A 24,683-nucleotide genomic window follows, 5' to 3' on the forward strand; every position below is an offset into this window, starting at 1 on the left:
TATGGGAATTAAAATGAGATAAATTGATGCTAAACAAGGAAAAATTCGTAGTGAATATGAAAATATTGGCAAGAGTTTTGACACTGTTTAGCGAAAATTTAACCATTTTAAGGCCATAAAATGAATTAATGTGCTAATTGATGACATGCCCTATATCAACGGACTTATAACTTGCTTTGTTGTGCTGCTGTATTAGGGCGTAATAAAGCAAGCCTCGTGTGACTCTTTTATGATGGTTGTCTTAACGATCATAAAAAAGCGCCTCAAAAATATCCGAATGTTTCACTTATCACACCTCAAAAATATCTGTAATATAGATAAAAGTTGTCTTAACTCGGTTGGGTGATATGAACAACTATTCCTCTAAAAACATTTCTACGCTTATCTGGCGCTCTGTCATACAGGCCATTATTTTGGCAGTATTGGCAGGTTTTTTCTTGTCTCTCGCTTATGGTTTATTAGATCACTATAAAGAGAAGCGGCGGCATACTCAACAGCTGGCTACATTATTGGCTACCAGTGCCTCAAAGGCTGATGGTGCAGATGTGGTGGCTGAGCAAGTCAGGTTTTTACTAGAGCATGAACCGAGCATTCAAAGTATTTTATTTTATTCAACACCTCAACCTCTTGATGGTATCAAACAATCAAGAGCGGATTGGAAAAATGCTTTATTCGCCAATACAGTCAGCTTTAACTATCCTGTTACCAGCAATTATATCGATACTGATAGCACACTGGATGCGTTAAACGCAGGTCAGCGCTCTACCACGACGTCATCAGGCAGTATCATTGAACCACCAACTACGAATAGCACCATCCAAAATAGTGCTTTAGTGGGGTATATTAATATCACTCTGGATATGAATACGCTGCGTTTACGTTGGATACAAAGCAATCTATTATTATGGCTGTTGATTACAATACTGACGATTTTTTGGGTACTGTATATTTTGCGCAAACTTAATTGGCCAGCTAGAGATATAGAGGCTTTAACTGAAATATGTGACACAGTTATAAAAACTCCAGAACTCGAACAACTACCAGTTATCCCGCAGCGCTTCAACTTTCAAGAGTTGATGCAGATTAAGCGGGCTTTTATCGTTTTATTTAATCGTTTACAGAAAGTCAAAAAGGATTATGAAGCGCTTGCGGCTTTTGAACAACAACTGCATAAAAAAGACATATCGCTTGATGTGCAACTGCATAATTTCCAAAGCATGATAACCCATGAGCTAAAAACCTCACTCAATGCAATTGTGGGCGGCTTACAGTTATTAGATTATGACTCTTTAGATGGAGAGCAAAAAGACGCTGTTCAAATTATTAGCAACGGTAGTGATAAGCTGGTATTGTCGCTTGACCACATTATTCAACTGAACCAAATACAAAAAGGTCAGATGAATGTCAGTAATAGTGGGTTTAACCCACTATTACTGATTGCTGATCTTTTGGCAAAATTTGAGCCTATCGCGCAACAAAAAGGGCTGGAGTTAATCAGTCAAGTTCATCACATAGACTATAACCTTGAAGGTGATGCAGAAAAAATACAACAAATATTGTCGATACTACTCAGCAATGCGATCAAGTTTACGCCAGCGGGACAGGTAACTATTATCTCGCAATTGACCCATTTTGATAAAAGCAATCGCTGGCAGATTAGTGTGAAAGATACAGGTATTGGTATTGATGGTAATCATATTGATGATATTTTTAATCCGTTCTTTCAAGTCGATTCATCTCAAACCCGTCAGTATGAAGGGTCAGGCGTTGGCTTACCAGTGGTTAAGCAAATTGCTCAGCTCATGGGTGCGACTATAGACGTGGAGAGTACGTTAGGCGTAGGTACGCAGTTTGTGCTGACGATAGCGATGCCGAACCAACATCAGACTCGTCAGCCGCATTTATTGGCCAAACTGACCGTAATTTATTATTACTATAATGAGACAGGATTTTTGGCAAATGAGTTGGAGCGTTTAGGAGCGACAGTTCGTTATCACCAGCACGAACAGCCAGTAATAGAAGATATAAATAGAGAAAAAATTGATATGGTGATGTTTGCAGAGGATGTGTCTCCAAACAAAGCGGAGTCATTAGCCAAGCGTATTCGTCAATCTGAAAGTGAGCACCGTACGTTATTGGTATATTGGTATCCACCTCATAGAGCACGATATGTGAATAGTTTTGAGCACGGTTTAAAAGCAGCCGGTATCGATTACTGTTATAGCGCCACTTATAAGGATAAGGCATTGAGCGATTTATTAAAGCGCTGGCTGGTATGGACGTAATAGCTTTTATAGAAAAACTATACCAATCCCGCTGACTTCCTTCTATATTGATCTGACTATACAACATGAAAAAAGACGCCCAATTTTTAGGCGTCTTTTTTAATAACATACTTGATAGACAGCTCGTTACGAAACGAGTTTTTTACTTTTTAAAATAGGTTTTGTGCCCAGCGTACCACACGTTGCCAAGTGCGGCTCATAAAGCCTGACTGCTCGATATCACTAGTCGCTATAATCGGCACTGACGCGACAGCTTTTCCATCGATAACCGCCATCATTTTGCCAATCTCTTGACCTTTTTTGATAGGCGCTTCTAAGCTTTCAGGAATATCAACCACCGTCGTAATTTTATTTTTTTGCGTTTTGCTGGTTAGGATTTGCAAATTATCACCCGTTACGAGTTCTATTTCATCTGCTTCCCCAAACCATACTGGGATTTTATTAACGAATTGTCCTGCAGGTGCTTTGGTAACGGTCGTGAAATGACCAAAGCCCCAGTTAAGCAGTTCGCGTGATTGATCTGCACGAGCTTGCTGGCTGTCTGTGCCCATAATGACAGAAATCAAGCGCATACCGTCACGGTCACTTGAAGCAACCAAGCAATAGCCAGCGGCGTCAGTATGACCTGTTTTTAGACCATCAACGGTAGGGTCGGTAGCGAGCAGGGCATTACGGTTGCCTTGGGTAATACCGTTATAGGTAAACTCTTTTTCTGCATAAAGCTCATAATAATCGCCGCTGTTTTTTATGATAGCGCGGGCAAGCTTGGCCAAATCCAAGGCAGAGGCTTCATGACCTTCATCAGGCATACCGGTTGAATTGACGAAGTTCGTGTTGTCCATGCCCAGCTTTTCTGCTTGCTCATTCATCAAGATGGCAAACGAAGCCTCACTACCAGCGATATGTTCAGCCATTGCTTTTGAAGCATCATTACCTGATTGAATGATGATACCGCGTAGCATATCGATGACGCTGGCCGTTTTATTGACGGGAACATACATACAAGATTGACTGCTACTACCGCGGCACCAAGCATTTGGACTCATTAATACTTGGTCTTCTTCTTTGAGGTCACCTGATGCTAAGCGCTGCTCAATGATGTAGCTGGTCATCATTTTTGTGAGAGATGCTGGTGGTAGTGACTCATTGGCGTTCTTTTGAGCCAAAATTTCACCAGTATTATAGTCCATCAATACATAGGCGGTATTGTCCATCTCTGGCGGCTGTATGGCTGCGTTTGCCATCACTGCACTCATAGAGATACTCACACCAACTACCAGCTGTACAAACTGTTTTTTTACACGCTTTACTGTCATATATCGTTACACCGCATCATGGAACCAAATGTATCTATCGCTTGTGCGCCGTACTCAATCTCATCCATTATGATAAACGGCAGATCTCAAACATCATGTTTGCAAACACTATGATAATGCAAGCAATGACAGCCAAGCGACAGACATAAAATTAACGCCTTATCTTAGCAAAATGACAACCGATGGGGAATCGATAAATGCAAAAAAAAGGACGGGACTAAAAATAAATAGCAATAATATATCAGATGCTTACTCATGTCGGCAGATACTCAGTATTTCGCTCACGACATATGTGCCAGCCATAAAAAAGCTTGCTGTTATCCTGTGATTTAAGACAGGACGCCAACAAGCTTTTTATTACAGCAACTCAATAAATCAGATAAAGCTGTCTTTTATAAAGCCAGCGCAACACCTTAAAACTGATAATACCATCGCATCAATATTCAGCATCTGCTAAATCTTGGCATAGTGCTTTGTTTTCTTGTTTTGAGAATCCCATCGTCCAGCTACGAATGCTTTGGAGTATTTGGCGATAATCTTGCTGAGTTGATAGGTATTGAATCGCGGCTTTCGGGTCTTCTAAAGACGGCATCAACTCATGAAGCTGTACGGTATAAGACTTATAAAAGCGTTGTTTTTGTTTGCCATTCAGCATTGGTGGACATATTTCTGATAGCACTTGCATCACCGCAATTTCATGTTTGGTTATATTAATGCCAGACATGTCTAGGGGTATGGTTGTCGCCGAATCGTTCGCTGCAAGAGAGGCTTGCGACAACATGGCAACAGACGTTATCAATCCTGCAAAACCGACTTTTGATGCGGTTTTTGCTATTACAGAAACTATAGATAATATCGATTGATTTTTCATTCAGCATTACACTCGCTTATCTTTATTTAATGGTGATATGTTAATGGGTAAAAAAACAAAAGTCACATAAAATATTGATTTATGTGTAGATTTCTTGTGAGCCAAGGCTATTTTTTAGCAACATATCAGTAGCATAGACTCATAAGTTACGTCAGCATAAAAGTATAAGTTTATATTGTTGTACCTTGTTGCCTATTGTAACGTGATGCACTATATTTTTGCCTTACAGATGTGATAATCACACTAAAAAATACTGAGTCAAAAAAAATAACGAGCAAATTCTAAGCAAGGAGCTGGGTTCGTGTCAGCATGTTATTGAGGTATAATCGCCCAAAATATAGTTACACTTTAGCTAGCATTTTCGGGTCTGATTATAGCAACTTTATGATAATAAAGTGTATAAGTGGACAGACGGTCATTTATAAATATATTGAGCAAACATGAAATTTTTAATTAGTAATGATGATGGAGTGTATGCGCCCGGTTTATTGGCATTGTATCAGGCATTGTCTACGATCGGAGAAGTGACGGTGGTTGCGCCAAATAACGAGCAGAGTGGCTGCGCTAGCGCCTTGAGTATCTCAACGCCCTTATACATGCATCAATTGGACTCTGGTTTTGTGGTGGTGAATGGGTCACCAGCTGATTGTATTTATTTGGCGTTACATGAGTTGTATCGTCACACACGTTTTGACTGTGTGATTACGGGGATCAACTCAGGTGCCAATCTCGGTCAAGATGTTATGTTTTCTGGCACTTTTGGGGCGGCATTGACCGCGCAGCTTTTTGGTATACCCGCTATTGCGACTTCCTTAGTGGGTGGCGGTGTCAAAGGTAAAGTGCAGGAACAAGCCAGTCATTATCGAATAGCGGCAGATGAGATTGTTAAATTACTCACAGAAACACCAATATTGGATATTTGCAAAAATTTGCCCTATCACGTATTAAACGTTAATATTCCTGATGTTGATAGTGCCAATGATATCAGAGGTCGAAAAATAACCTCTTTGGGGCACAGTCAGATTGCCCGTCCTGTGCATCATATGGTCGATCCACGTGGGCGAGATGCGTATTGGTTGTCGCTGCGCAAACGTCAGCATGAGATGCCGTTAGACAGTTCACCCGAGCCACTTTTGTCACAACAGGTAGTGCTGGACGCCGCAGGGACTGCATCAGTGCCAGAAATGACGGATTACCGAGCAATCACGGCAGGTTACGTAAGCCTATCACCAGTACGATTGCATCATACGCCAGCTGCCTCGCTGGATAAGCTCTCCGAATTAGCATTATAAGTTAGCTGCTTTAGAGGTGAGTTGCATTACTGGTAACAACGATGAGAATCGGTAAATAATATCAGGTCTTTTTTTGATAGTATTTACCAAATACTAAACGATATAACTGTTAGCAAAATGCTTGTGAGTAACACAAGGGGTTTGTGAGTAACATAGAGAATAGGAAATCTTGTATGAAAAAGCTTATGACTGGATCGCGATGTGTAAAAATGGTATTGATTGGTACTATGACAGCAGCAACGCTAACGATGGTCGGTTGTGCAACAAAACCCACTTATCAATCACCCAATCAAGCTGGGCCAAAGATTATTACCAATGCTCAAGGTATTCCTAACTATCATCGCGTACAGCGCGGGGATACGGTCAGTCAAATTGCTGAGCGCTATCGTATCAATTACCGTCAAATTGGTGCGCTCAATGGCTTAGACAGTAAATATACCATTTATAGCGGTCAATGGCTTAAGCTATGGCAAGGTACATCCGCGACGAGCGCTGATAATAATCGCTATAATACATCTTCACCAATAGTGTCACAGCCAACATATACGCCTCCTATGACCAGCGCGCCCATGACTGGCTCATCAAGCCCTGCATACGAAGTGACTGCCAATGCCACTTCAGGTTATGAATACCCAAGCCGCAATCAAGTAACTCGCAATTTTGATGCAGCTGCTGGCACGATGGGTATGGGGTTTGCTGGTAACGTCGGTGATCCAGTGCTGGCCAGCCAATCTGGAACGGTGCTTTACTCAGGCAATGGTCTGCCAGAATATGGCAACCTCATTATGATTCGCCATAGCGACAATTATATTACGGCCTACGCTCATAATAGCCAGCTGCTTGTCAAAGAAGGGGACACGGTACAACGAGGTCAGCGTATCGCAAATATGGGAAGCAGTGGCCAAACCAACCAAGTGGGCTTAGAGTTTCAAGTGCGCTTAAATGGCAATCCTATTGATCCACGTGCGGTACTGGGTCGTTAAATCTGAGGCAATTTTTTGATTGCTTGGCTGCTTTTTTGGCATTATCAAAACTGCTTTGTTTGAGCGATTTCACTTATTCACACCTGAGACTTTTTATGATGTTAAAAACACGCTATATTGCCCTTTTTCCTGCCTTAGTAATGGTCGGGTGTACGAGCCAACAAGCCATGCAAAAGCAGAGTAAACCTGTTCGTCAAGGCAACGTTGAGATTACGCAAACCCAAACCATTCAAGTGAAACCAACGCCGCGTCCAGTAGTCAAGCCGCAGCCAATAGCCAAGCCAAGCTATAACAGTTTTTCTGATTGGAAGTCAGACTTTTCTATGCGAGCGATTTCGTCAGGTTACGATGCCGCCACTATTCGCCGTCTTCTCGATTCAGCTTACCTCAATCAGCAGATTATCTCTTTAGACTCAGGACAGCCAGAATTTTCTAAAATGCCTTGGGAGTATGTTGATTCTGCTGTATCAGACGGTCGAGTAAGCACTGGTAAGCGCAAGTTTGCCGAGCAGCGCGCCTTTTTATCGCAGTTAGAATCACAATATGGCGTTAATGCAGAAATAATTGCAGCGATTTGGGGTATGGAGTCTTCATACGGTGTGGTGACGGGTAATAGTAGTATTCCAAGCTCGCTTGCAAGTTTGGCTTATGACGGTCGTCGTCAAGAGTTTGCCGAAACTCAGTTGTTATCGCTTGCTACATTGTTACAACGTGGCGATGTGTCTTGGTCACAGCTTGATGGCTCTTGGGCGGGCGGCATGGGGCAGACTCAGTTTATCCCTGATACGTGGCTCAAACAAGGCGTAGACGGCGATGGTAATGGTCATCGCAATCCGTGGGCAACGGGTGATGCTTTGGCGTCTACTGCCAACTACCTGAGCAACTCAGGCTGGGTTCGTGGTTTAGCACCATTTTATGAAGTGACTGTGCCTGCTTCATTCGATTATTCAGTGGCGGGCAGTAAACAACCTGCGGCTAGATGGGCAGCTATGGGTGTGGATACGATAGCCGATGTCTACTTGGATGCCAATACACAGATGGAGTTGTGGTTGCCAGCTGGCAAGGATGGTCCAGTGCTACTGCTCAGTCCAAACTTTGATGCTATCAAGGTTTATAACAATTCTTCAAGTTATGCGCTAGGTGTCAGTTTATTGGGTAAAGCACTTGCTGGGCAAGGTGGGTTGCAGACATCATGGCCACGTTATGAGCGTCCATTATCGACGGCTCAAGTGCGCAATTTACAGCAGCGTTTGACCAGCTCAGGTTATGATACAAAGGGCGCCGATGGTATTGTGGGAACTAATACACGCATGGCATTTCAGCGCTGGCAAGCAGATAATGGCCAAACTCCAGACGGTTTTATCACTCAGCGTAGTGCCTCATCATTAGCGTCGTGGTGAAATAGGTTTTTGGCATTATTGTTCGGTCATTTATGTTTATAATAAGTCGTTTTATGTAAGTTTTTTAGCTGCTATCATTGAGACGATTATCTTAATAAGTACAACAAAAAAGCACCTTGTCGAGGTGCTTTTTTGCTTTATGATATTATTGCTTTGTTGATATTTACCAAAACTGTAAACAAGAAAACTTATTGTGTCAAACTTTACGATAGGGTATTGGTACAAGAAAATTTATAGTATGAGTGATAAACTCTAGGTAAGGTGTTTTTCAATACGAATAATTAAAACGACTAATAACTAATAACTAATAACTAAGATGACAAAAAGAGTGTCCTATGATTACCATGGAAGAATTACAGTTTGCAATAAAGCAACGTATAGATGACTATAACAATAATGATTTTTCGCTAAAAAACAGAGTGATCGCTACCTTTGATTTGCTAGAAAGCTGTAATCAAATATTGTCTCAAGATATCGCTTCACCGTTTGATGTACCAAGACAAAACGTATCTGCGATGGATGGTTATGCCATTAATCGAGGTAGCAAGCTGGCAAAAGACAGTGTGATCGAAATCATTGGAGAATCACAAGCGGGTAGTGCTTACACAGGGAAGATGGTAGCGGGGCAGGGCGTACGTATCTTTACCGGCGCAGTGGTACCAGATAGCTGCGATACCGTTATCATGCAAGAAAACACCAATTTTTCTGAGATTAGAGACACGCTTGATAAATCACAACCTTATTCAATCATCTTAAAACAAGCCGCTCAAATTGATGACAATATCCGTAAACAAGGCGAAGAAATTGAATCGGGCGAAGCGGTTTTGTTAGCAGGAAAACGTCTCAATCCTACGGATATTAGCTTGCTTGCAAATTTAGGTATTAGCCAAGTTAAAGTGTTTGAGCCACTGACCGTCGGAATATTAGCGACGGGTGATGAGCTCGTCGCCATTGGCAATGAACTTACAAGTTTGGCGCAAATATACAACTCCAATACGCCAACGCTTAAAAGCCTACTGTCAAATCTACCGATCAATATTCGTGACTACGGCATCATTCCTGACAACTTAGATCAGACGATGACCGCTGTGAATGAAGCCATGCACGATTGTGATGTCTTGATTTCGACGGCTGGCGTATCTGTCGGCGACTATGATTTTCTGACCACGGTGATAGATACGTTAGGACAGATTAATCATTATAAAGTGGCGATGAAACCCGGCAAGCCTTTCGTGTTTGGTGAATTAAATAAAGGAATCGATAAGCCCGTGTTGTACTTTGGGTTACCGGGCAATCCGCTGTCTACGGTAGTTGGCGCATTACAGTTTGTCATACCAGCACTGTGGCAGATGTCAGGTGCGCTACTAGTGGAGCAGCCCATACAGCTGAACCTTAAAGCCGCGCTCATTAATAATATTAAAAAGTCAGTTGGGCGCAAAGATTTCCAGCGCGGATTTTTGTCACAAAACGAAGCAGGCGATTATCAAGTTGAATGTTTCTCAGGTCAGCAATCGCATCGAATCAAGCAGCTTAGCCGTGCTAATTGTTTTGTCGTTTTAGACAAAGACAGTGGCAATGTTTCGGCAAACAGTATGGTGACGGTACAACCCTTTCCTTGGTTATACACGTAATTTATCGTTTGCCAATTTACTATAAGATGACTACAGAAAAATGGAAAACCAACCTTAAAATGGTAGGTTAAACCTGAATAATAAAGTAATGCTGATATAGTCAATCCAGAATGAAAATGGTACATGCGTTCATTATGTTCTACCGGTATAAATTTTCCTCGCTGGCTGTTCGCAAGCGTGACAGATGCTTCATAAAATTCACACCAGCAGAACCGTAACATTTTTAAAGTGGATCAATTATAACAAGTGATACTAATGGCAATAAACTATGAGTGATGACAACTTTGAAATAGGCAGTGCCCAACGGTATTCGCCTACATCCATGCTTGATACATTAGATGGTTACAGAACATCGTCTGTAGTCGCGCCTACAGAGCAAGCCGTCCAACACTATGAGCCTTTGACCGACGGATTTGCCCGTCGTCTGACGTATCTGCGTCTATCCATTACTGATTTCTGTAACTTTCGCTGTGAATACTGCCTCCCAAATGGCTATCAAGGCAAGCGACCTGATGATGAGCTGAGCGTCCCTGAGATTGCCACCTTGATACGTGGTTTTGCGCAGATAGGGACGAAAAAGGTTAGAATCACTGGCGGTGAGCCCTCCATTCGCCGTGATGTCGTCAAAATCATTGAAACCATCAAACAAACTGATGGCATCGAAACTGTGGCCATGACCAGCAACGGCTATAAGCTTGGCAAGCATGTGGCCAGCTGGCAAGCAGCAGGATTGGATCAGCTCAACATCAGTATGGACAGCTTTGATGCCGCGACCTTTTATAAAATGACGGGCTTTGATACGTTGCCACAGTTGCTCATTGATATGGATACACTGCTTGCGACCACAGATATCAAACTTAAAATAAACAGTATTCTGATGGCAGAAACTGCCTTTAAAAACCTGATAGATGCCATCGACTACGTGAAAGACAGACCCGTCACCTATCGGTTTATTGAGTTTATGCAGACCAGTGACAACAGTGAGTTGTTTTTTGCTCAGCATGCTCAGTCTGATAGTATCATCGACTATCTACTAGAACACGGCTGGCAGTCACATGAACGCGGTAGCGCTGATGGTCCAGCAGTAGAATACAGTCATCCGAATTACCTAGGTCGCATCGGCATGATTGCGCCTTATGCTGCACACTTTTGTGATACATGTAACCGTCTGCGGGTGAGCAGCCAAGGCAAAGTACATCTGTGTTTGTTCGATCAAGGCAATTATGATATTCGTCAGTATCTACAGCAGAATGATATTGAAGGGTTGGTCAATACCTTACACAGCTTTATGCCGATTAAGCCTGAGCATCATCACCTACATGACTCAGATAGCGGTATCATGCACAATCTGTCCATCATTGGCGGCTAAACGCACTGGTTGATAGGTTTCTTTATGGTGAGTGAAAGCCAATGACCATCAAATTTTTACGGAATAAAAACTCTAATAAGGAATGTTTATGAGCAAGCCCGCTGCAACATTTATCCCTCTTAATATTGCTGTATTGACCGTGTCTGACAGTCGTACGCTCGCAGAGGACACTTCGGGACAGTATCTGGCAGACAGCCTAACGGAAGCTGGGCATCATCTTGCAGACCGCAAGCTTATTACTGACGATATTTATCAAATAAGAGCGGTTGTCAGTGGTTGGATTGCCGATCCCAATGTTCATGCGGTGATAACAACTGGTGGCACGGGATTCTTTATTAGAGACAGTATGCCAGAAGCTGTTAAAGTGTTGTTTGATAAATCTATCGATGGCTTTGGCGAGATGTTCCGCTTAATCTCAAAAGACGAGATTGGCATGTCAACTGTGCAGTCGCGTGCGGTCGCTGGCATGGCGAATGGCACTGGCATATTTTGCTTGCCGGGTTCATCTGGCGCTTGCCGTACGGGTTGGGAAAATATCCTAAAAGAGCAGTTCGATAGCCGTACTCGTCCATGTAACTTTGTGCCACATTTTATGGCGCAAAATCCTAGCCATGACTGATATATCAAATGATTTAAACAGCTTGGCAGGAGTGGTTATTTTGGCGGGCGGTGCATCTAGACGAATGGGAACACCCAAAGCGAGGCTTATTTTACCGACAGGCGAGCATTTGCTGGATTATCATGTTCGTCATTCGTTAGATCTGAATGTGCCCATTATGATTGCAGATAATGAGCGTGGTTTTGGTATTCATTCAGATCTGATGTTAAAAAAACCGTGCTCGCCTATTTCTTACATTGCAGATTATGAGCCTAGTAATGACGAGGCTAATGAAAGCGATGAGCAGGGTGGTAATGGCGGTGCATTGGTTGCGATTGAATCAGCGCTGCAAACATTGCTAAATATGAATAACTCAGGCAATTTAAGACAGAATCAGTCATCTTGGCTGTTGGCTATTAGCTGTGATAGCTTAATTCCTGCTACGGATTTGTGGCAAAAGCTACAGGAATCAATCACGCAAGCGGTGGATAAAAAAGTGATTTGTTTAACCGATGATAGTCATTTATACCCATTGTTAGGCATTTATCGATTGAGTGTGGAGCCTGATTTAAAGGTATATATTGATCGTGATCAGCGTAGGGTCATGTCGTTTATTACGCCCATTGTACAGTCTGTGCCATTTGCAAAAAACTGGCAAGACTTGACCAATTTTAATACGCCTACAGATTTTACGCGTGCCTGTGTGGCTTTGAGTGATTTATAAAAAGGTCTACGAGAGAAACTATAAATGAATATTGACAGTCAAAAGACCAGCAATCAGAAAGAAAATCAATCTGCCTTATCGCATTTAGACAGTAATGGCGATATCACCATGGTTGATGTCAGTGGCAAGACCGCAACGACGCGAGAGGCTACTGCTGTCGGACAAGTTCGCTTTCCTAGCGAGATTTATCAGCAAATCAAAGCCGCTGATGGCATGACCAAAAAGGGCAGCATCACCCAAACGGCACATATCGCAGGCATCATGGCAGCCAAGCGCACCCACGATTTGATTCCACTTTGTCATCCTCTGCCATTAGATAAGATTGGCTTAACCTTTGATTATGACGACGCCCTTAACAGCATTGCCGTCAGTGCCATTGTTAAAGTCACGCACAAGACTGGGGTTGAGATGGAAGCATTAACAGCTGTTAGCATTGCCTGCTTGACCATTTATGATATGACCAAAGCGTTGTCACATGATATCGTTATTGATAATGTTCGTCTTATTAATAAGACAGGTGGCAAGTCAGATTATAAACATGCTTAGCAAGACAAATGGCCGTTTTAACGATAGCAAACATGATGAGTATCAAGCTGGACAGCTGACAGAGAGTGGAGGGTTTCATGCGTACGATTGATATGGACACAAATACCGACTCAACGATGAATATTAATGTTCTGTATTTCGCGAGCCTAGCGGATGAAGCCAACTGCCAACAAGAGACGGTCACCATACAGCAGTCGACATCATTAACAGAATTGTATGAGCAGCTTTGTCAAAAGCATCGTTTTAGTCGTCCGCAGTCAGAGTTACGTGTGGCGGTAAATGATTACTTTGCTAAATGGACAGACCCCATTCGTGATGGCGACAGTGTGGTGTTTATCACGCCAGTCGCTGGTGGCTAATTTTTAGCAGAAAACTTTATATTAAAAAAATGACAAATAGAGAGAACAAATGACAGATAACGTCCATGGCCATTCTATGACCATCAAGCGTAGCGTTGATGACGTGTATAAAATCGCTGCACGTGATGGTTTTGCGCTGTTAGATATCGATATTGATGAAAGTCGACTTAAAAAAACACTCGATGATGATAGCTGCGGCGCATTTGTGTGTTTTGAAGGCAGAGTACGCAATCATAATAATGACACGAGCGTTGAGCGTCTGACTTACTATGGCTATGAAGATTTAGCACTTAATCAAGGGCGCGCCATTATAGAAGAAGCCAAAAAGCGTTTTGAGATTACACATGCCATTGCGATACACCGTATCGGTGCGTTAGAGGTTGGCGATGTGGCCATATGGGTTGGGGTGGTTTCTGCCCATCGCTATCCTGCATTTGACGCCTGCCGCTGGATACTGGACACCATTAAAGCCGATATTCCAGTTTGGAAACAAGAATATTACGAGGATGATTCTTCTAAGTGGCTCAGCAACAATGGTTAAGCCAACAGTCGCTACCTCTTTCTTTGTTTGTCTATTGCTATTAAGCGCCTGTACGCAAGAAAATAGTGCCAATACCGTACCTACTGCCAACAACTCTTCTGAGCAGACTCAAACCCTACGTATCGCTGCTGCTGCCAATTTGTCTGATGTACTGCCGAAAATAATCGATGATTATAAGGCTTCTAAAAATACCCCTGAACAGCATGTAGAAGTGACTTATGCTTCATCAGGGAAGTTATACGCACAAATTAAAGCGGGTGCGCCTTATGATGTATTTTTGTCGGCCAATCAGGATTTCCCTGCTAAGCTCGCTGAAGAAAGGGCAGTTAACGCTACTGGTCAAAACAATGTTGCTCACCAAAATGACGCTACCTACAGTCCGTTTACTTATGCGCGAGGTCAATTGGCGCTATATAGCATCACGAAGCCTCTGGATAAACTCAATACAGCGTCGCTGACTAACGTATTTATAAGCGATATCAACAGTAAGGTGACCATTGCGAATCCTGAACTTGCGCCTTATGGAGCATCTGCAAAGGCGTATTTACAATCGCAAAATACTTATCCTATTTTGAACAAACAAAAACGTTTGATACAAGCGGAAAATATTGGTCAGGCGTTTCAATATGTGCATACAGGTAGTGTCGATTATGGTCTGGTCGCCCAATCACAAGTCATAGCGATTAAGGCCAAACCTGAGCAATTTATTACTTTAGCGCCAGTATCCTATCCTGAAATTTTACAAGACGGCATCGTAATCAGTGATAGCAACCTTGCGATAGATTTTACGCATTATCTACGCTCAAAAGCAGGGCAACAGCATTTCTTGCAAGCAGGATATTTGCCAGTTTAATAATTGAATAAAGTATCACCTCTACCAATAAGACGAGCAATGACATTATGATAGACCATTCTCTTATGTCAGATATGCTGAGTCCGTTTTGGGTAAGTATCAAGCTCGCTAGTGTTACTACTTTATGCTTATTATTGTTTGCAACTCCTGTGGCGTACTGGCTTGCGAAACCCAGTCGCAAACAAGCTGTCGCCCGCCTTAAAGTTATGCTCATGGGCATTATCGCTATGCCACTTGTTTTGCCTCCTACCGTCATAGGTTTTTATCTTTTATTGTTACTAAGTCCTAGTGTGGGTATTGGTCAATGGCTTGGTGAACATAACATTAGCCCATTGATCTTCACTTTTGAAGGTCTTGTTATTGGCTCTATTATTTACTCATTGCCTTTTTATATTCAACCTGTATATGCCCAGTTTTTGCGCATTCCACAAAGTGTTATGGAGGTTGCTCATCTATTAGAGCCCAGTTCTTTCAGGCGTTTTATCAGCGTGGCTTTACCGCAAGCGCGTGTTGGAATTGTGCTGGGCAGCTTGATTAGCTTTGCCCATACGATTGGTGAGTTTGGCGTGGTGCTAATGATAGGCGGTAGTATTTCGGGGGAAACGAAGGTAGTATCGATTGCGATATATGAGCAAGTTGAGGCGTTGAATTATGAGGCAGCGCATGTGATGTCTGGCGTTCTCATTATCATGGGAGTCGTCATGGTTGCATTGATTGCTAGTGTCAGTCGAATGAGTCAGCGTGCGTCGAATTAAAGCGATCAGCGGCAGGTTAGTAGCCGTTCAGCTTGAGCAGCCACTGTCAAAAAAATTGCAAACAACAATGGCAACTAATGCAGAAGTAGGGGAGCTATGATACGCCCACTATAGTAAATTGGCCCTTAAAGGCAATTAGCCTTTTAGAGTGTCATCTCTACCTTTAAAAATTCAACAAAAGAGCTGACACGTTCTGATAGTTTTCTGTTTTTATAATAAACAAGGCTGATAGGTCGCTGTATTTTTATCGTACTAGAAACCAAAAGTTGAATCAAACGTCCTTCTTTGACATCTTGATGGATCATAAAATCTGATAAACAAGCGATACCTGTCCCGCATAAAGCAAGCTGTCTTAATGTCTCGCCACTATCGGCTTTTATGTTTGTATGAACATGGAATAAATTGTTGAAAGTGTCATAAATCATGCTATAGGTTTACGACACATAAAAAAGGTAGTGATAATCCATCTATGAGATGACGTATCACTACTATGATTGAGATTAGCGACTGATAGCTAAATCTAGTCTCTTTCTAACACCACTCGATAGCGAGCGTTGCCACTTTCTAGTCTTTCAAATGCTTCGTTTATCTCAGACATTTTATACGTTTCGGTGACTGGTTGAATATTATGTCGAGCGGCAAAATCTAGCATTTTGCGAAGGGTTGACGGTGAGCCAACTGGCGAGCCTGATAGGCTTTTTTGAGCCATAATCATTGGTGCGGTCGCTATCTCTAGCGGTGCTTCTAATATACCAACGAAGTGTAGTTTGCCCTTTGGCTTTAAGGTCTTAATCACGAGATCCCAGTTCATATCGACATTTACTGTTGATATAATTAAATCAAAAGAACCCACTGCTTTTTCGATTTCGCTATCATCTCTTGAGTTTAGGGAATGGTGAGCACCCAATTCTTTTGCCTCTTCCATCTTTGAGCTACTGGTAAAAGCCGTTACCTCACATCCCCATGCGTTGGCAAACTGGAGCGCAAGATGCCCTAAACCGCCGATACCAATAACGGCCACTCTAGAGGTGGGCTTGATATCGTACTGCATCAGTGGGTTAAACACCGTCACGCCGCCACACAGCAATGGTCCTACAGTATTAAAATCAAGGCCTTCAGGGATTTTTATCACACTGGTATCTTTTGCTCGTACTTTATCTGCAAATCCGCCATGATTACCAATAATGGTACCTTCTTGTTCAGGACATAGGTTGTGGTCTCCACCGATACATAGGTCGCAGACGTTACAATACCCTTTATGCCAGCCAAGTCCGACTTTGTCGCCCAATTCAAGATGTTTGACATGCTTGCCTTTGGCCAGCACTTTTCCTGCAACTTCATGTCCACCGACAAACGGGTACTGAGTCATGCCCCATTCGTTTTGCCACATGGATAAATCACTGTGACAGATACCGCAGCTATGCACTTCGATTTCTACTTCGTGATCGCCTAAGGTGTTAGGCTCGTATTGATAAGGCGTGAACTTGCCACCTTTTTCTGTTGCTGCATAGGCATTAATCATAGTTATTCCTTGTTTTCTGTTATTGGTGAGAATTTATATATATTTAATGATTGAGTGCTCAGAGTATCGCTCAAACTTATTATTAGACTTTTTTAGGCATTAACAATTCTATAGTAACCTCAAAACAATACTCATCTTTGATGGTAATATTCACTTTTCCTTTATGAGCATTAGCAATAGCTTGAACGATAGACAATCCTAAACCTGACCCTGAATGCTGATTGCCCGTTTTATCATGACGATAGAAGCGTTCAAACAGCCTAGTGGCTTCAATCTGATCGAGTGGTTTGTCTAGACGATTGATTATAGACATTCTTAACCATGGCTGCTTTGAAGATTGAATATCGGCTTTTGCAGCATTAGGCGAAGTAATTGAGGGGATAACGGTAGCAGATATTAAGATAGCGCTGTCACTAGCTGCATAATAAATCGCATTTGACATCAGATTGGCAAACAACCGTTGCAATAAACCTTCATCTCCTAGTACTGTTTTAAAATCACCTGATTTCTCAAAAACTATCTCACGATCCTCGGCAATCATTTCATAATAGTCTATAAGCTTTGAGATCAGGCTCTCGGTATCGACATGACTGATTTGCGAATCACTTAGCGCTTTTTGAGTTTTTGCCAGTAGCAACATATTGTTAATCATAGCAGATAATTGCTCTAACGTATCATGCTGATGGTGCAACTGCTCAATATATTCGTTGCCCTCTCTTGGCTTAGTTAACATGACTTGCGTTTGCGTACTCAGCGTCGCTATTGGCGTACGTAACTCATGGGCGATATTATCTGAAAAACGTGACAATGATTCAAAGTTACTTTCAAGCTTGACCATCATCGAATTATAAGACTCCGCTAGCGGACGCAATTCTAACGGCATATCACCAACCACAACTCTTTCATCTAACCTTTGAAGATTTATGCCTTTCATTTTTTGTACGATGGTAGCCAAAGGAGCAAAGCCCCAATACACACTTAATGCCGCTACTGAAACCAATAATAATGTGATAGCGATGAGTATTAAACTCAGTTGGCGATTAAACTGGATAAGATATTGATGATGCACATCGATAGGTAGGGCAATAAATGCCAAAACCTCTTGGTTTGTAATGATAATTGCTCGATAATGCCTGCTATTTATCTTGATCATGAACTGCTGATCGTGATATTCCTGCCATAGTGGTAATAAGCTAAAATCAGCGGGTAGATCATGGATGAAATTACTGGGATCGCTGGATAATAATGTGCCACTTCTATCTGATATCAAGGTTTTTAAGTCATAATCTAGCCAAGAAGAGTGCAAGTGATTATCATCAATTAGCGCTTGGGACTTTGAAACTGTCAGTGGTTTTATTTGGTCGTCCAAATTAATCATACGTTTGCGTAGGTTAAAAGCTGCATGGGTAATAATCTCTGAGTCCATTTGCTCAAAGTGTCCACTGACAGAGCGCTGCACCCACGCATAAATAATGCCCTGAGAGATAATAACGAACACTGTCAGCAAGAAAATAGTTCGCCATAGCAGTGACCAGCGCCGATTTGTAAATTTATAGTTCATTCTATTTAGAGTCGTCTCCGCTATTGCTAGTATCTACTACATCCAATCGATAGCCCATTCCTCGTACAGTATGTATCAGCTTTACATCAAAGCCATCATCAATTTTTATTCGCAATCGCCTTATAGCCACGTCAATGACGTTAGTGTCACTACTGAAGTTGATATCCCATACTTGAGAGGCGATAATAGAGCGTGGCAATACTTCGCCTTGACGTTCTAAAAAAAACTGTAAAAGTGCAAATTCTTTTGCGGTTAGTTTGATTGCTTTGTCATGCCTATGTACGATGCGTTTAGCAATATCCATTTTTAGATCAGCGATGTGTATCACAGAGCTTTTATAATCAGATTGATTGGCACGACGTAGCAAACTTTTTATTCTGACAATCAGCTCTGCAAAGGCAAAAGGTTTGGTTAAATAATCATCCCCACCGATTTCAATGCCCTTAATTTTGTCGCTTAAGTCATCTTTAGCCGTCAAAAATAGAACTGGTGTGTTATTACCAGTTGCTCGAAAGTTGCGCACCAGCTCAAAGCCATCAACGTCAGGTAGCATCACATCCATCACGATGACACTAAATTCTTCGGTCATTAAGGCATGATAGCCATCTAAACCAGTAAGTTGATGCTCAACGATAAAGCCAGCTTCCGTTAATCCTTTCTTTACATATTCTCCAAGTTTTAACTCGTCTTCTACCAACAGAACTTTCATGACTTCTCCATTTAATATGATATTAGCCATCACTGGCAGTATCGATGTTACTCGGCATGTCAGTGGCTAATGCGCATACCGCAAACTTAGATGATTCTGTTCCTAATAATTGTGATGCAGTGACTAATTTTGCAAAAAAACTTAGATAACAATGATCCGCAGATTTCTAGTGCGCATATGAAAGATTATATCGATGCCAGAGTCGCCTGTTAGGTTCAACATCAAGACCAACACCTGCAATCTGAAAAGTATTTTGTGAAAAAATACGGTAGTAATAAGTAATAAGTAATAAGTAATAAGTAATAAATAATAAGTAATAAGTAATAAGTAATAAGTAATAAGTAATAAGTAATAAGTAATAAGTAATAAGTAATAAGTAATAAGTAATAAGTAATAAGTAATACTAAAAGATTATCTGCGATATTGAAATACGAAATTAGAAGTATGACAGCATTGTAATCTTAGCGTCATCTGTCAGTCAGAATAGATAACGTACCATTTAGACTGGTTTAAGAGCCATTGTACGCAACAGACTTTAGTCCAACCACTAGGAATTAGTTATGTCAAAATTTAAATTACTGTCTAAATCAATCACAGCAACTGCCATAGCTTTGATCGTTTCAACCTCAGCAATGGCACATGACCCAAAAATGCATGCTGAGAAAGACCAAATGAATTGTGAAAAGATGAAAAAACACATGCAAATGATGGAAAAAATGGATCATAGCAAGATGGATATGAATGATCCTGCCATGAAAGCAATGATGGCTAATATGGGTAAAATGAAACAGATGTACCAAAAACACTGTGTGACAAGTGATAGCAACTCTTAACGATTCACTTTATACACTCATGATTATTGTTAGGTAATTTTTATCAAAGGGTAATCGGGTATTAATAAAAATGGATTTTTAGGATGAGCCTATGAAGTTTTTACTAGGAATACTCTTTGCTGTCTTTGTCGCTATTGTAGGTGTTTTTGTGGTAGTGACTAGTGGTGTGATAAATATTGGCGCTGATCAAGCCCATAGTCCACTGGTCTACAAGTTTTTAGAGACCGCCCGCACGCGCTCAATAGCGAATGCTAGCAAGGACATCATCGTTCCAAACCTAGAAAAAGTAGATATGATCAGTACAGGCGGTGCGGATTATAAAGATATGTGTGCAGGCTGTCACTTATCTCCTGGGGTAGAAAGCACCGACTTTAGCACAAGTCTATACCCTAAACCGCCCAACTTTACCAACACTGATGTGGTTGAGCGCTATCAAACAAAAGCTGGCGCACAGCAGGGATTTTGGGCGATTAAGCACGGGATCATGGCGTCCGGAATGCCAGCATGGGGTGCGTCTCACGACGACGACAGGATGTGGGCGATGATGGCTTTCATTAGATCGTTACCTGAATTAAATGAAGCCCAGTACACGATGCTAACCACTAGGATAGATACTGACATTATGGAAATGAGCTTTGATGGAGATATGGATATGTCGGAAGATGGCTCTGAAATGCAGCACTAGTTATTCAATAAAAACCGTATCACTAAAATAGTGCTGCTTTTTGCAGTTTAAGTTTGGCCTGTTTTACTTTATTTAGTGATAGGTTGTAGATATTTTAAAATGTTCAATAGACAAATACATGCTTAGGAGTGTTTTATGAGACGCTATACCAATATGTTTTCTAGTAAGCACAACCAGTCATCTGGTCGTACTCTTTTAGTGGCGATGATATCTTCACTGCTACTAGCGGCTTGTAGCCAATCAAATACGAGCACTTCTGATTCAAAACCTGTACAACCTGAGCCAACTGTCGCCGCCACACCGACCACTCAGGTGACAGAACCACAAGCTGAACTTACAGCGGTTACGACGCCTGTAGTAAACCAATCAGACCTACTTAAAAACGTCTCGGCAACGGTTTATAAAGATGCCAACTGTGGGTGCTGCAAAGAGTGGGTAAGCTATGCAGAAGATAATGGATTAAGCGCAACCGCACATGATGTTGAAGATTTGTCTTTATTCAAAGAACGCTATAGCGTACCGCAGCAAATGCGTTCTTGTCATACCACAGTCACTACCGATGGCTTTGTTTTTGAAGGGCATGTGCCTGCGAAGCACATGGCACAGTTCTTAGCAAATACTCCTGCACAAGCCATTGGACTTGCTGTACCAAGTATGCCTGTTGGTAGCCCCGGTATGGAGTTTGAAGGTAAATTCATGCCTTATAAGGTAATGCAACTTAATAAAGATGGCACCACAGAAGTTTATGCCGCTATTGAGTCTCCTCAGCAGCAACTATGATTGAAGTATCCGCTAAATATAAAAAATATTATAACCATAAGCTTAACCACCATCTCGCAGATTAAATTAGGTCATCATTATGAATAAACAGAACATATTGAACCGCCGACGTTTTTTGACTGGATCTTCTGCTGTCATTGGCGCCTCCTTGATACCTACCATTGCCAGTAGCGCATTAGGACATTCGAGTCGCTCGGGCAGTCAAGGCGCTATTATTAATAGTGATCAAAACATTCACAAAGTGCCTATATTGACAGGTAAAGAATTTGATTTATACGTTAGTAAGCAGTCTGCTATTGTGAATGGTAAAAAAAGCATGGCAACGCTCATCAATGACTCACTGCCAGCCCCAACGTTAAAGATGCGTGAAGGTGATACGGTGGTGATACGTGTTCATAACCAGATGGATGAATCAACTTCTATTCATTGGCATGGGTTGCTGGTACCGTTTGAAATGGATGGGGTGCCAGGCATTAGCTTTGAGGGCATTCCTGCACACAGCACTTTTACTTATAAATTTAAGCTCATACAGTCGGGTACTTATTGGTATCACTCACATAGTGGATTCCAAGAACAAACCGGTATGCTGGGCGCTATAGTAATTGAGCCCAAAGGTCGAGAGCGTCATCCTATCGAAGAAGACCACGTAATTGTGCTTAGTGATTGGACCAGCCGCAACCCGCATAATCTACTGAAGCTGCTCAAACAGCGCGCAGACTTTGACAATTATCATCTACCAGACTTCAAGAAGCTACTGTCTGATATTGCCGAAACAGATATGAAAACCGCGTTTGATAAGCGCAAAATGTGGAATCAGATGCGCATGATGCCCACTGACTTCACTGACTTGTCGGGCGAAACTACTTTTACTTACCTTATCAATGGCAAAACAACGGCAGCTAATTGGGCACAAATTGTCAAAGCAGGACAGCGCGTTAAGTTACGCTTTATCAATGCCTCAGCACAAACCATCTTTGATGTGCGCATACCCGGTCTCAAAATGACTGTGGTGGCAACCGATGGTATCGATGTCGCACCAGTCGCGATTGATGATTTTCGTATTGGTGTGGCTGAGACTTACGATGTCATTGTTACCCCGACCAAAGATGCGCATACCATATTTGCTCAAAACATAGACCGTTCAGGCTATGTCGCAGCAACGCTTGCCACGAAAGAAGGTGCTCGTGCTGCGATACCTGCTATGGATAAAATCGAATGGCTCACGATGGCAGATATGATGGGCGCAATGGGCGCTGATGGTTATAAAGCCCGTCATGCCAAAACAGAATACGATTTTAAGAGCGATATGCGTGTGGACAGTCCTCGTATGAACCTTGATGATCCGGGTATCAACCTGCGCAATATTAATAGAGATGTTTTGAATTATAGCCAGCTGCGCTCTGTCGATGAGGCCATATTTGCCGAGCAACGCAAGCCTACTCGAGAGATTGAGCTACATTTGACTGGTAACATGGAGCGCTATATTTGGGCTTTTGATGGTGTCAAATTTAGTGACGCGACACCAGTGAATATTAAGCCGGGTGAGCGCGTGCGTATTACCTTGGTCAATGACACGATGATGAATCATCCGATGCATCTACATGGGATGTGGAGTGATTTACGTATGCCTAACGGCGAATTTCAGGTACGTAAACATACGATTGTGGTGCAACCGGCACAAAAGATTAGCTTCGATGTGACAGGAGAAGCTGGACGATGGGCTTGGCATTGCCATCTGCTTTATCACATGGAAGCTGGTATGTTCAGAGAAGTGGCCGTCGTTTAATAAACCTTCGAATATGGGCCTTATTATGAAAATTTATAAAGTAAGTCTACCGTTTATTGGCATGTCATTTCTGCTGTTATTACTGTCACCTCTTGCAAACGCTGCTGAGATGTCGGGCATGGATCATAGCAGTATGGATATGTCAGGCATGGATCATAGCAGTATGGATATGTCTGACATGGATCATAGCAGTATGGATATGTCTGACATGGATCATAGCGGTATGGATATGTCAGGTATGGATCACAGCAGTATGGATATGTCAGGTATGGACCACAGCAGTATGGATATGTCTGACATGGATCATAGCAGTATGGATATGTCGGGCATGGATCACAGCAGTATGGATATGTCAGGCATGGATCATAGCAGTGTGGATATGTCAGGCATGGATCATAGCAGTATGGATATGTCAGGTATGGATCATGGCAGTATGGATCATGGCAGTATGGATATGTCAGGTATGCAGGGTGGTGAGGCGCCAACTGATGCTCGAAGTCCCGACTATTCAAATGGTGTTCCCTATGGACGTTATGATAAGCCTATGATGATGGGTGATATGCCATTGTGGGGTGTTTCAGTAGACGATTTAGGTTATCAATTTGATGATGATCAGATTAATTATGAGGTTGGTGCTTGGTATGGAGTAGATGAGCACCGCCTATCTTTACGCAGTGAAGGGAGTGTTCAGACCAAGGACGATAAAGACATTGATAGTTTGACCTCTTTGTCTTATTGGAAGCCGCTAAGTATTTTTTGGAATGGTTTGGCAGGGGTAGCTTACGATACCAAGAATGATAAATCTGCAATTATGGCGGGTATTGAGGGCACGGCACCTTATTTTATTGAAACCGATGCAATGGCTTATCTGTATTCTGATGGACAAGTCCGATTGGATCTTGGTGCAGAGTATGAATGGCGTTTGAATCAGCATTGGGTTGTGATACCAGAAGTAGGGCTAACGGCATTTAGCAAAGAGGATAGCGACAACCATATTACTAAAGGCTTTAATGAATTAGAGGCTGAAGTTAGGCTTACTTATGAGACATTAAGTCGCCAATTAGCGCCTTACGTTGGTGTGAGTTATGAGACGGCGCTTGGTAGTGCTCGTGGTGAACGACGTCAACACAATGAATCAATTGATAGCAGTAGTTTGACAGCAGGAGTTAAATTCTGGTTCTAATATTATTAAAATAATAGGGGATACACTATGAGTATTTCAGATCAAAACAGGATGAATCATTAAAGCCATCAACAAAAGCATATGAACCCTTATGTGAAGTT

At 42.1% G+C, this 24,683-nt stretch carries 24 protein-coding genes; 18 read left to right on the forward strand and 6 right to left on the reverse strand.

Annotated features, from left to right (window positions below):
* The first annotated feature begins 347 nt into the window (after positions 1 to 347).
* Positions 348 to 2,285, forward strand: a complete 1,938-nt coding sequence (locus M917_RS04370) for a sensor histidine kinase (protein ID WP_021813565.1) — start codon at positions 348 to 350, stop codon at positions 2,283 to 2,285.
* Positions 2,286 to 2,434: 149 nt separating this feature from the next.
* Here M917_RS04370 and M917_RS04375 read toward each other — a convergent pair whose 3' ends face one another.
* The gene (locus M917_RS04375) at positions 2,435 to 3,601 is read right to left on the reverse strand and encodes a D-alanyl-D-alanine carboxypeptidase family protein (RefSeq protein ID WP_021813566.1); all 1,167 of its coding nucleotides are present in this window, start codon (positions 3,599 to 3,601) and stop codon (positions 2,435 to 2,437) included.
* A gap of 436 nt (positions 3,602 to 4,037) precedes the next feature.
* Positions 4,038 to 4,472 (reverse strand): MCR_0457 family protein, encoded by a 435-nt coding sequence (locus M917_RS04380; RefSeq protein ID WP_040641897.1) that lies wholly within the window; start codon positions 4,470 to 4,472, stop codon positions 4,038 to 4,040.
* Between the two features lie 440 nt (positions 4,473 to 4,912).
* On the opposite strand from M917_RS04380, the gene surE reads away from it, so the two are divergent.
* The 12 genes from surE to modB all read left to right on the forward strand — a co-directional run bounded on the left by surE (position 4,913) and on the right by modB (position 15,523).
* Positions 4,913 to 5,764, forward strand: coding sequence for a 5'/3'-nucleotidase SurE (gene surE, locus M917_RS04385; protein ID WP_021813569.1), 852 nt, complete (start codon positions 4,913 to 4,915; stop codon positions 5,762 to 5,764).
* A gap of 173 nt (positions 5,765 to 5,937) precedes the next feature.
* Entirely contained in the window at positions 5,938 to 6,747 is an 810-nt protein-coding gene (locus tag M917_RS04390) for a peptidoglycan DD-metalloendopeptidase family protein (RefSeq protein ID WP_021813570.1), read from the forward strand.
* A 95-nt stretch (positions 6,748 to 6,842) separates the two neighbouring features.
* A complete protein-coding gene (locus M917_RS04395) occupies positions 6,843 to 8,147 on the forward strand; it encodes a lytic murein transglycosylase (protein ID WP_021813571.1) in 1,305 nt (434 codons plus the stop codon).
* Between the two features lie 335 nt (positions 8,148 to 8,482).
* Positions 8,483 to 9,778 (forward strand): molybdopterin molybdotransferase MoeA, encoded by a 1,296-nt coding sequence (locus tag M917_RS04400; protein WP_021813572.1) that lies wholly within the window; start codon positions 8,483 to 8,485, stop codon positions 9,776 to 9,778.
* A gap of 268 nt (positions 9,779 to 10,046) precedes the next feature.
* Positions 10,047 to 11,147 (forward strand): GTP 3',8-cyclase MoaA, encoded by a 1,101-nt coding sequence (gene moaA, locus M917_RS04405; protein WP_021813573.1) that lies wholly within the window; start codon positions 10,047 to 10,049, stop codon positions 11,145 to 11,147.
* Between the two features lie 88 nt (positions 11,148 to 11,235).
* Positions 11,236 to 11,766, forward strand: coding sequence for a molybdenum cofactor biosynthesis protein B (gene moaB, locus M917_RS04410; RefSeq protein WP_021813574.1), 531 nt, complete (start codon positions 11,236 to 11,238; stop codon positions 11,764 to 11,766).
* On the forward strand, positions 11,759 to 12,469 hold the full coding sequence (gene mobA, locus M917_RS04415) for a molybdenum cofactor guanylyltransferase (RefSeq protein ID WP_021813575.1): 711 nt from the start codon (positions 11,759 to 11,761) through the stop codon (positions 12,467 to 12,469). Before moaB ends, mobA begins: the two co-directional genes overlap by 8 nt.
* Positions 12,470 to 12,493: 24 nt before the next feature.
* The gene (gene moaC, locus M917_RS04420) at positions 12,494 to 13,015 is read left to right on the forward strand and encodes a cyclic pyranopterin monophosphate synthase MoaC (protein ID WP_021813576.1); all 522 of its coding nucleotides are present in this window, start codon (positions 12,494 to 12,496) and stop codon (positions 13,013 to 13,015) included.
* Between the two features lie 77 nt (positions 13,016 to 13,092).
* Positions 13,093 to 13,374 carry a MoaD/ThiS family protein gene (locus M917_RS04425; protein ID WP_021813577.1) on the forward strand — a complete coding sequence of 94 codons (282 nt, stop codon included), beginning with the start codon at positions 13,093 to 13,095 and terminating at the stop codon, positions 13,372 to 13,374.
* 76 nt (positions 13,375 to 13,450) lie between these two features.
* On the forward strand, positions 13,451 to 13,915 hold the full coding sequence (locus M917_RS04430) for a molybdenum cofactor biosynthesis protein MoaE (protein ID WP_406621819.1): 465 nt from the start codon (positions 13,451 to 13,453) through the stop codon (positions 13,913 to 13,915).
* A complete protein-coding gene (gene modA, locus M917_RS04435) occupies positions 13,908 to 14,768 on the forward strand; it encodes a molybdate ABC transporter substrate-binding protein (RefSeq protein ID WP_021813579.1) in 861 nt (286 codons plus the stop codon). Before M917_RS04430 ends, modA begins: the two co-directional genes overlap by 8 nt.
* A 47-nt stretch (positions 14,769 to 14,815) precedes the next feature.
* The gene (gene modB, locus M917_RS04440; protein ID WP_040641901.1) at positions 14,816 to 15,523 is read left to right on the forward strand and encodes a molybdate ABC transporter permease subunit; all 708 of its coding nucleotides are present in this window, start codon (positions 14,816 to 14,818) and stop codon (positions 15,521 to 15,523) included.
* A 143-nt stretch (positions 15,524 to 15,666) separates the two neighbouring features.
* On the opposite strand, the gene M917_RS04445 is transcribed toward modB, so the two are convergent.
* From M917_RS04445 to M917_RS04460, 4 genes are all read right to left on the reverse strand, one after another.
* Positions 15,667 to 15,948 (reverse strand): LysR substrate-binding domain-containing protein, encoded by a 282-nt coding sequence (locus M917_RS04445; RefSeq protein ID WP_021813582.1) that lies wholly within the window; start codon positions 15,946 to 15,948, stop codon positions 15,667 to 15,669.
* A gap of 95 nt (positions 15,949 to 16,043) precedes the next feature.
* The gene (ahr, locus tag M917_RS04450; RefSeq protein ID WP_021813583.1) at positions 16,044 to 17,045 is read right to left on the reverse strand and encodes an NADPH-dependent aldehyde reductase Ahr; all 1,002 of its coding nucleotides are present in this window, start codon (positions 17,043 to 17,045) and stop codon (positions 16,044 to 16,046) included.
* A gap of 82 nt (positions 17,046 to 17,127) precedes the next feature.
* A complete protein-coding gene (locus tag M917_RS04455) occupies positions 17,128 to 18,606 on the reverse strand; it encodes an ATP-binding protein (protein WP_040641904.1) in 1,479 nt (492 codons plus the stop codon).
* A 1-nt stretch (position 18,607) separates the two neighbouring features.
* On the reverse strand, positions 18,608 to 19,315 hold the full coding sequence (locus M917_RS04460; protein ID WP_021813585.1) for a heavy metal response regulator transcription factor: 708 nt from the start codon (positions 19,313 to 19,315) through the stop codon (positions 18,608 to 18,610).
* A gap of 560 nt (positions 19,316 to 19,875) precedes the next feature.
* Here M917_RS04460 and M917_RS04465 point away from each other — a divergent pair.
* The 5 genes from M917_RS04465 (at position 19,876) to M917_RS04485 (ending at position 24,582) form a co-directional block, all read left to right on the forward strand.
* Positions 19,876 to 20,148 carry a hypothetical protein gene (locus tag M917_RS04465; RefSeq protein ID WP_021813586.1) on the forward strand — a complete coding sequence of 91 codons (273 nt, stop codon included), beginning with the start codon at positions 19,876 to 19,878 and terminating at the stop codon, positions 20,146 to 20,148.
* Positions 20,149 to 20,239: 91 nt separating this feature from the next.
* Positions 20,240 to 20,833 carry a c-type cytochrome gene (locus tag M917_RS04470; protein ID WP_021813587.1) on the forward strand — a complete coding sequence of 198 codons (594 nt, stop codon included), beginning with the start codon at positions 20,240 to 20,242 and terminating at the stop codon, positions 20,831 to 20,833.
* Positions 20,834 to 20,968: 135 nt separating this feature from the next.
* Positions 20,969 to 21,613, forward strand: a complete 645-nt coding sequence (locus M917_RS04475) for a DUF411 domain-containing protein (protein WP_021813588.1) — start codon at positions 20,969 to 20,971, stop codon at positions 21,611 to 21,613.
* A 79-nt stretch (positions 21,614 to 21,692) separates the two neighbouring features.
* A complete protein-coding gene (locus M917_RS04480) occupies positions 21,693 to 23,399 on the forward strand; it encodes a copper resistance system multicopper oxidase (RefSeq protein WP_021813589.1) in 1,707 nt (568 codons plus the stop codon).
* A 25-nt stretch (positions 23,400 to 23,424) separates the two neighbouring features.
* Positions 23,425 to 24,582 (forward strand): copper resistance protein B, encoded by a 1,158-nt coding sequence (locus tag M917_RS04485; RefSeq protein ID WP_021813590.1) that lies wholly within the window; start codon positions 23,425 to 23,427, stop codon positions 24,580 to 24,582.
* The last annotated feature ends 101 nt before the right edge of the window (positions 24,583 to 24,683 follow it).

This window comes from Psychrobacter aquaticus CMS 56 (genome assembly GCF_000471625.1).
Taxonomy (GTDB): domain Bacteria; phylum Pseudomonadota; class Gammaproteobacteria; order Pseudomonadales; family Moraxellaceae; genus Psychrobacter; species Psychrobacter aquaticus.

Bases quoted from the DNA above. Each gene is read 5' to 3' on its own strand.
- M917_RS04370 (WP_021813565.1), top strand. From the start codon at position 348: ATGAACAACTATTCCTCTAAAAACATTTCTACGCTTATCTGGCGCTCT.
- M917_RS04375 (WP_021813566.1), bottom strand. From the start codon at position 3,601: ATGACAGTAAAGCGTGTAAAAAAACAGTTTGTACAGCTGGTAGTTGGT.
- M917_RS04380 (WP_040641897.1), bottom strand. From the start codon at position 4,472: ATGAAAAATCAATCGATATTATCTATAGTTTCTGTAATAGCAAAAACC.
- surE (WP_021813569.1), top strand. From the start codon at position 4,913: ATGAAATTTTTAATTAGTAATGATGATGGAGTGTATGCGCCCGGTTTA.
- M917_RS04390 (WP_021813570.1), top strand. From the start codon at position 5,938: ATGAAAAAGCTTATGACTGGATCGCGATGTGTAAAAATGGTATTGATT.
- M917_RS04395 (WP_021813571.1), top strand. From the start codon at position 6,843: ATGATGTTAAAAACACGCTATATTGCCCTTTTTCCTGCCTTAGTAATG.
- M917_RS04400 (WP_021813572.1), top strand. From the start codon at position 8,483: ATGATTACCATGGAAGAATTACAGTTTGCAATAAAGCAACGTATAGAT.
- moaA (WP_021813573.1), top strand. From the start codon at position 10,047: ATGAGTGATGACAACTTTGAAATAGGCAGTGCCCAACGGTATTCGCCT.
- moaB (WP_021813574.1), top strand. From the start codon at position 11,236: ATGAGCAAGCCCGCTGCAACATTTATCCCTCTTAATATTGCTGTATTG.
- mobA (WP_021813575.1), top strand. From the start codon at position 11,759: ATGACTGATATATCAAATGATTTAAACAGCTTGGCAGGAGTGGTTATT.
- moaC (WP_021813576.1), top strand. From the start codon at position 12,494: ATGAATATTGACAGTCAAAAGACCAGCAATCAGAAAGAAAATCAATCT.
- M917_RS04425 (WP_021813577.1), top strand. From the start codon at position 13,093: ATGCGTACGATTGATATGGACACAAATACCGACTCAACGATGAATATT.
- M917_RS04430 (WP_406621819.1), top strand. From the start codon at position 13,451: ATGACCATCAAGCGTAGCGTTGATGACGTGTATAAAATCGCTGCACGT.
- modA (WP_021813579.1), top strand. From the start codon at position 13,908: ATGGTTAAGCCAACAGTCGCTACCTCTTTCTTTGTTTGTCTATTGCTA.
- modB (WP_040641901.1), top strand. From the start codon at position 14,816: ATGATAGACCATTCTCTTATGTCAGATATGCTGAGTCCGTTTTGGGTA.
- M917_RS04445 (WP_021813582.1), bottom strand. From the start codon at position 15,948: ATGATTTATGACACTTTCAACAATTTATTCCATGTTCATACAAACATA.
- ahr (WP_021813583.1), bottom strand. From the start codon at position 17,045: ATGATTAATGCCTATGCAGCAACAGAAAAAGGTGGCAAGTTCACGCCT.
- M917_RS04455 (WP_040641904.1), bottom strand. From the start codon at position 18,606: ATGAACTATAAATTTACAAATCGGCGCTGGTCACTGCTATGGCGAACT.
- M917_RS04460 (WP_021813585.1), bottom strand. From the start codon at position 19,315: ATGAAAGTTCTGTTGGTAGAAGACGAGTTAAAACTTGGAGAATATGTA.
- M917_RS04465 (WP_021813586.1), top strand. From the start codon at position 19,876: ATGTCAAAATTTAAATTACTGTCTAAATCAATCACAGCAACTGCCATA.
- M917_RS04470 (WP_021813587.1), top strand. From the start codon at position 20,240: ATGAAGTTTTTACTAGGAATACTCTTTGCTGTCTTTGTCGCTATTGTA.
- M917_RS04475 (WP_021813588.1), top strand. From the start codon at position 20,969: ATGAGACGCTATACCAATATGTTTTCTAGTAAGCACAACCAGTCATCT.
- M917_RS04480 (WP_021813589.1), top strand. From the start codon at position 21,693: ATGAATAAACAGAACATATTGAACCGCCGACGTTTTTTGACTGGATCT.
- M917_RS04485 (WP_021813590.1), top strand. From the start codon at position 23,425: ATGAAAATTTATAAAGTAAGTCTACCGTTTATTGGCATGTCATTTCTG.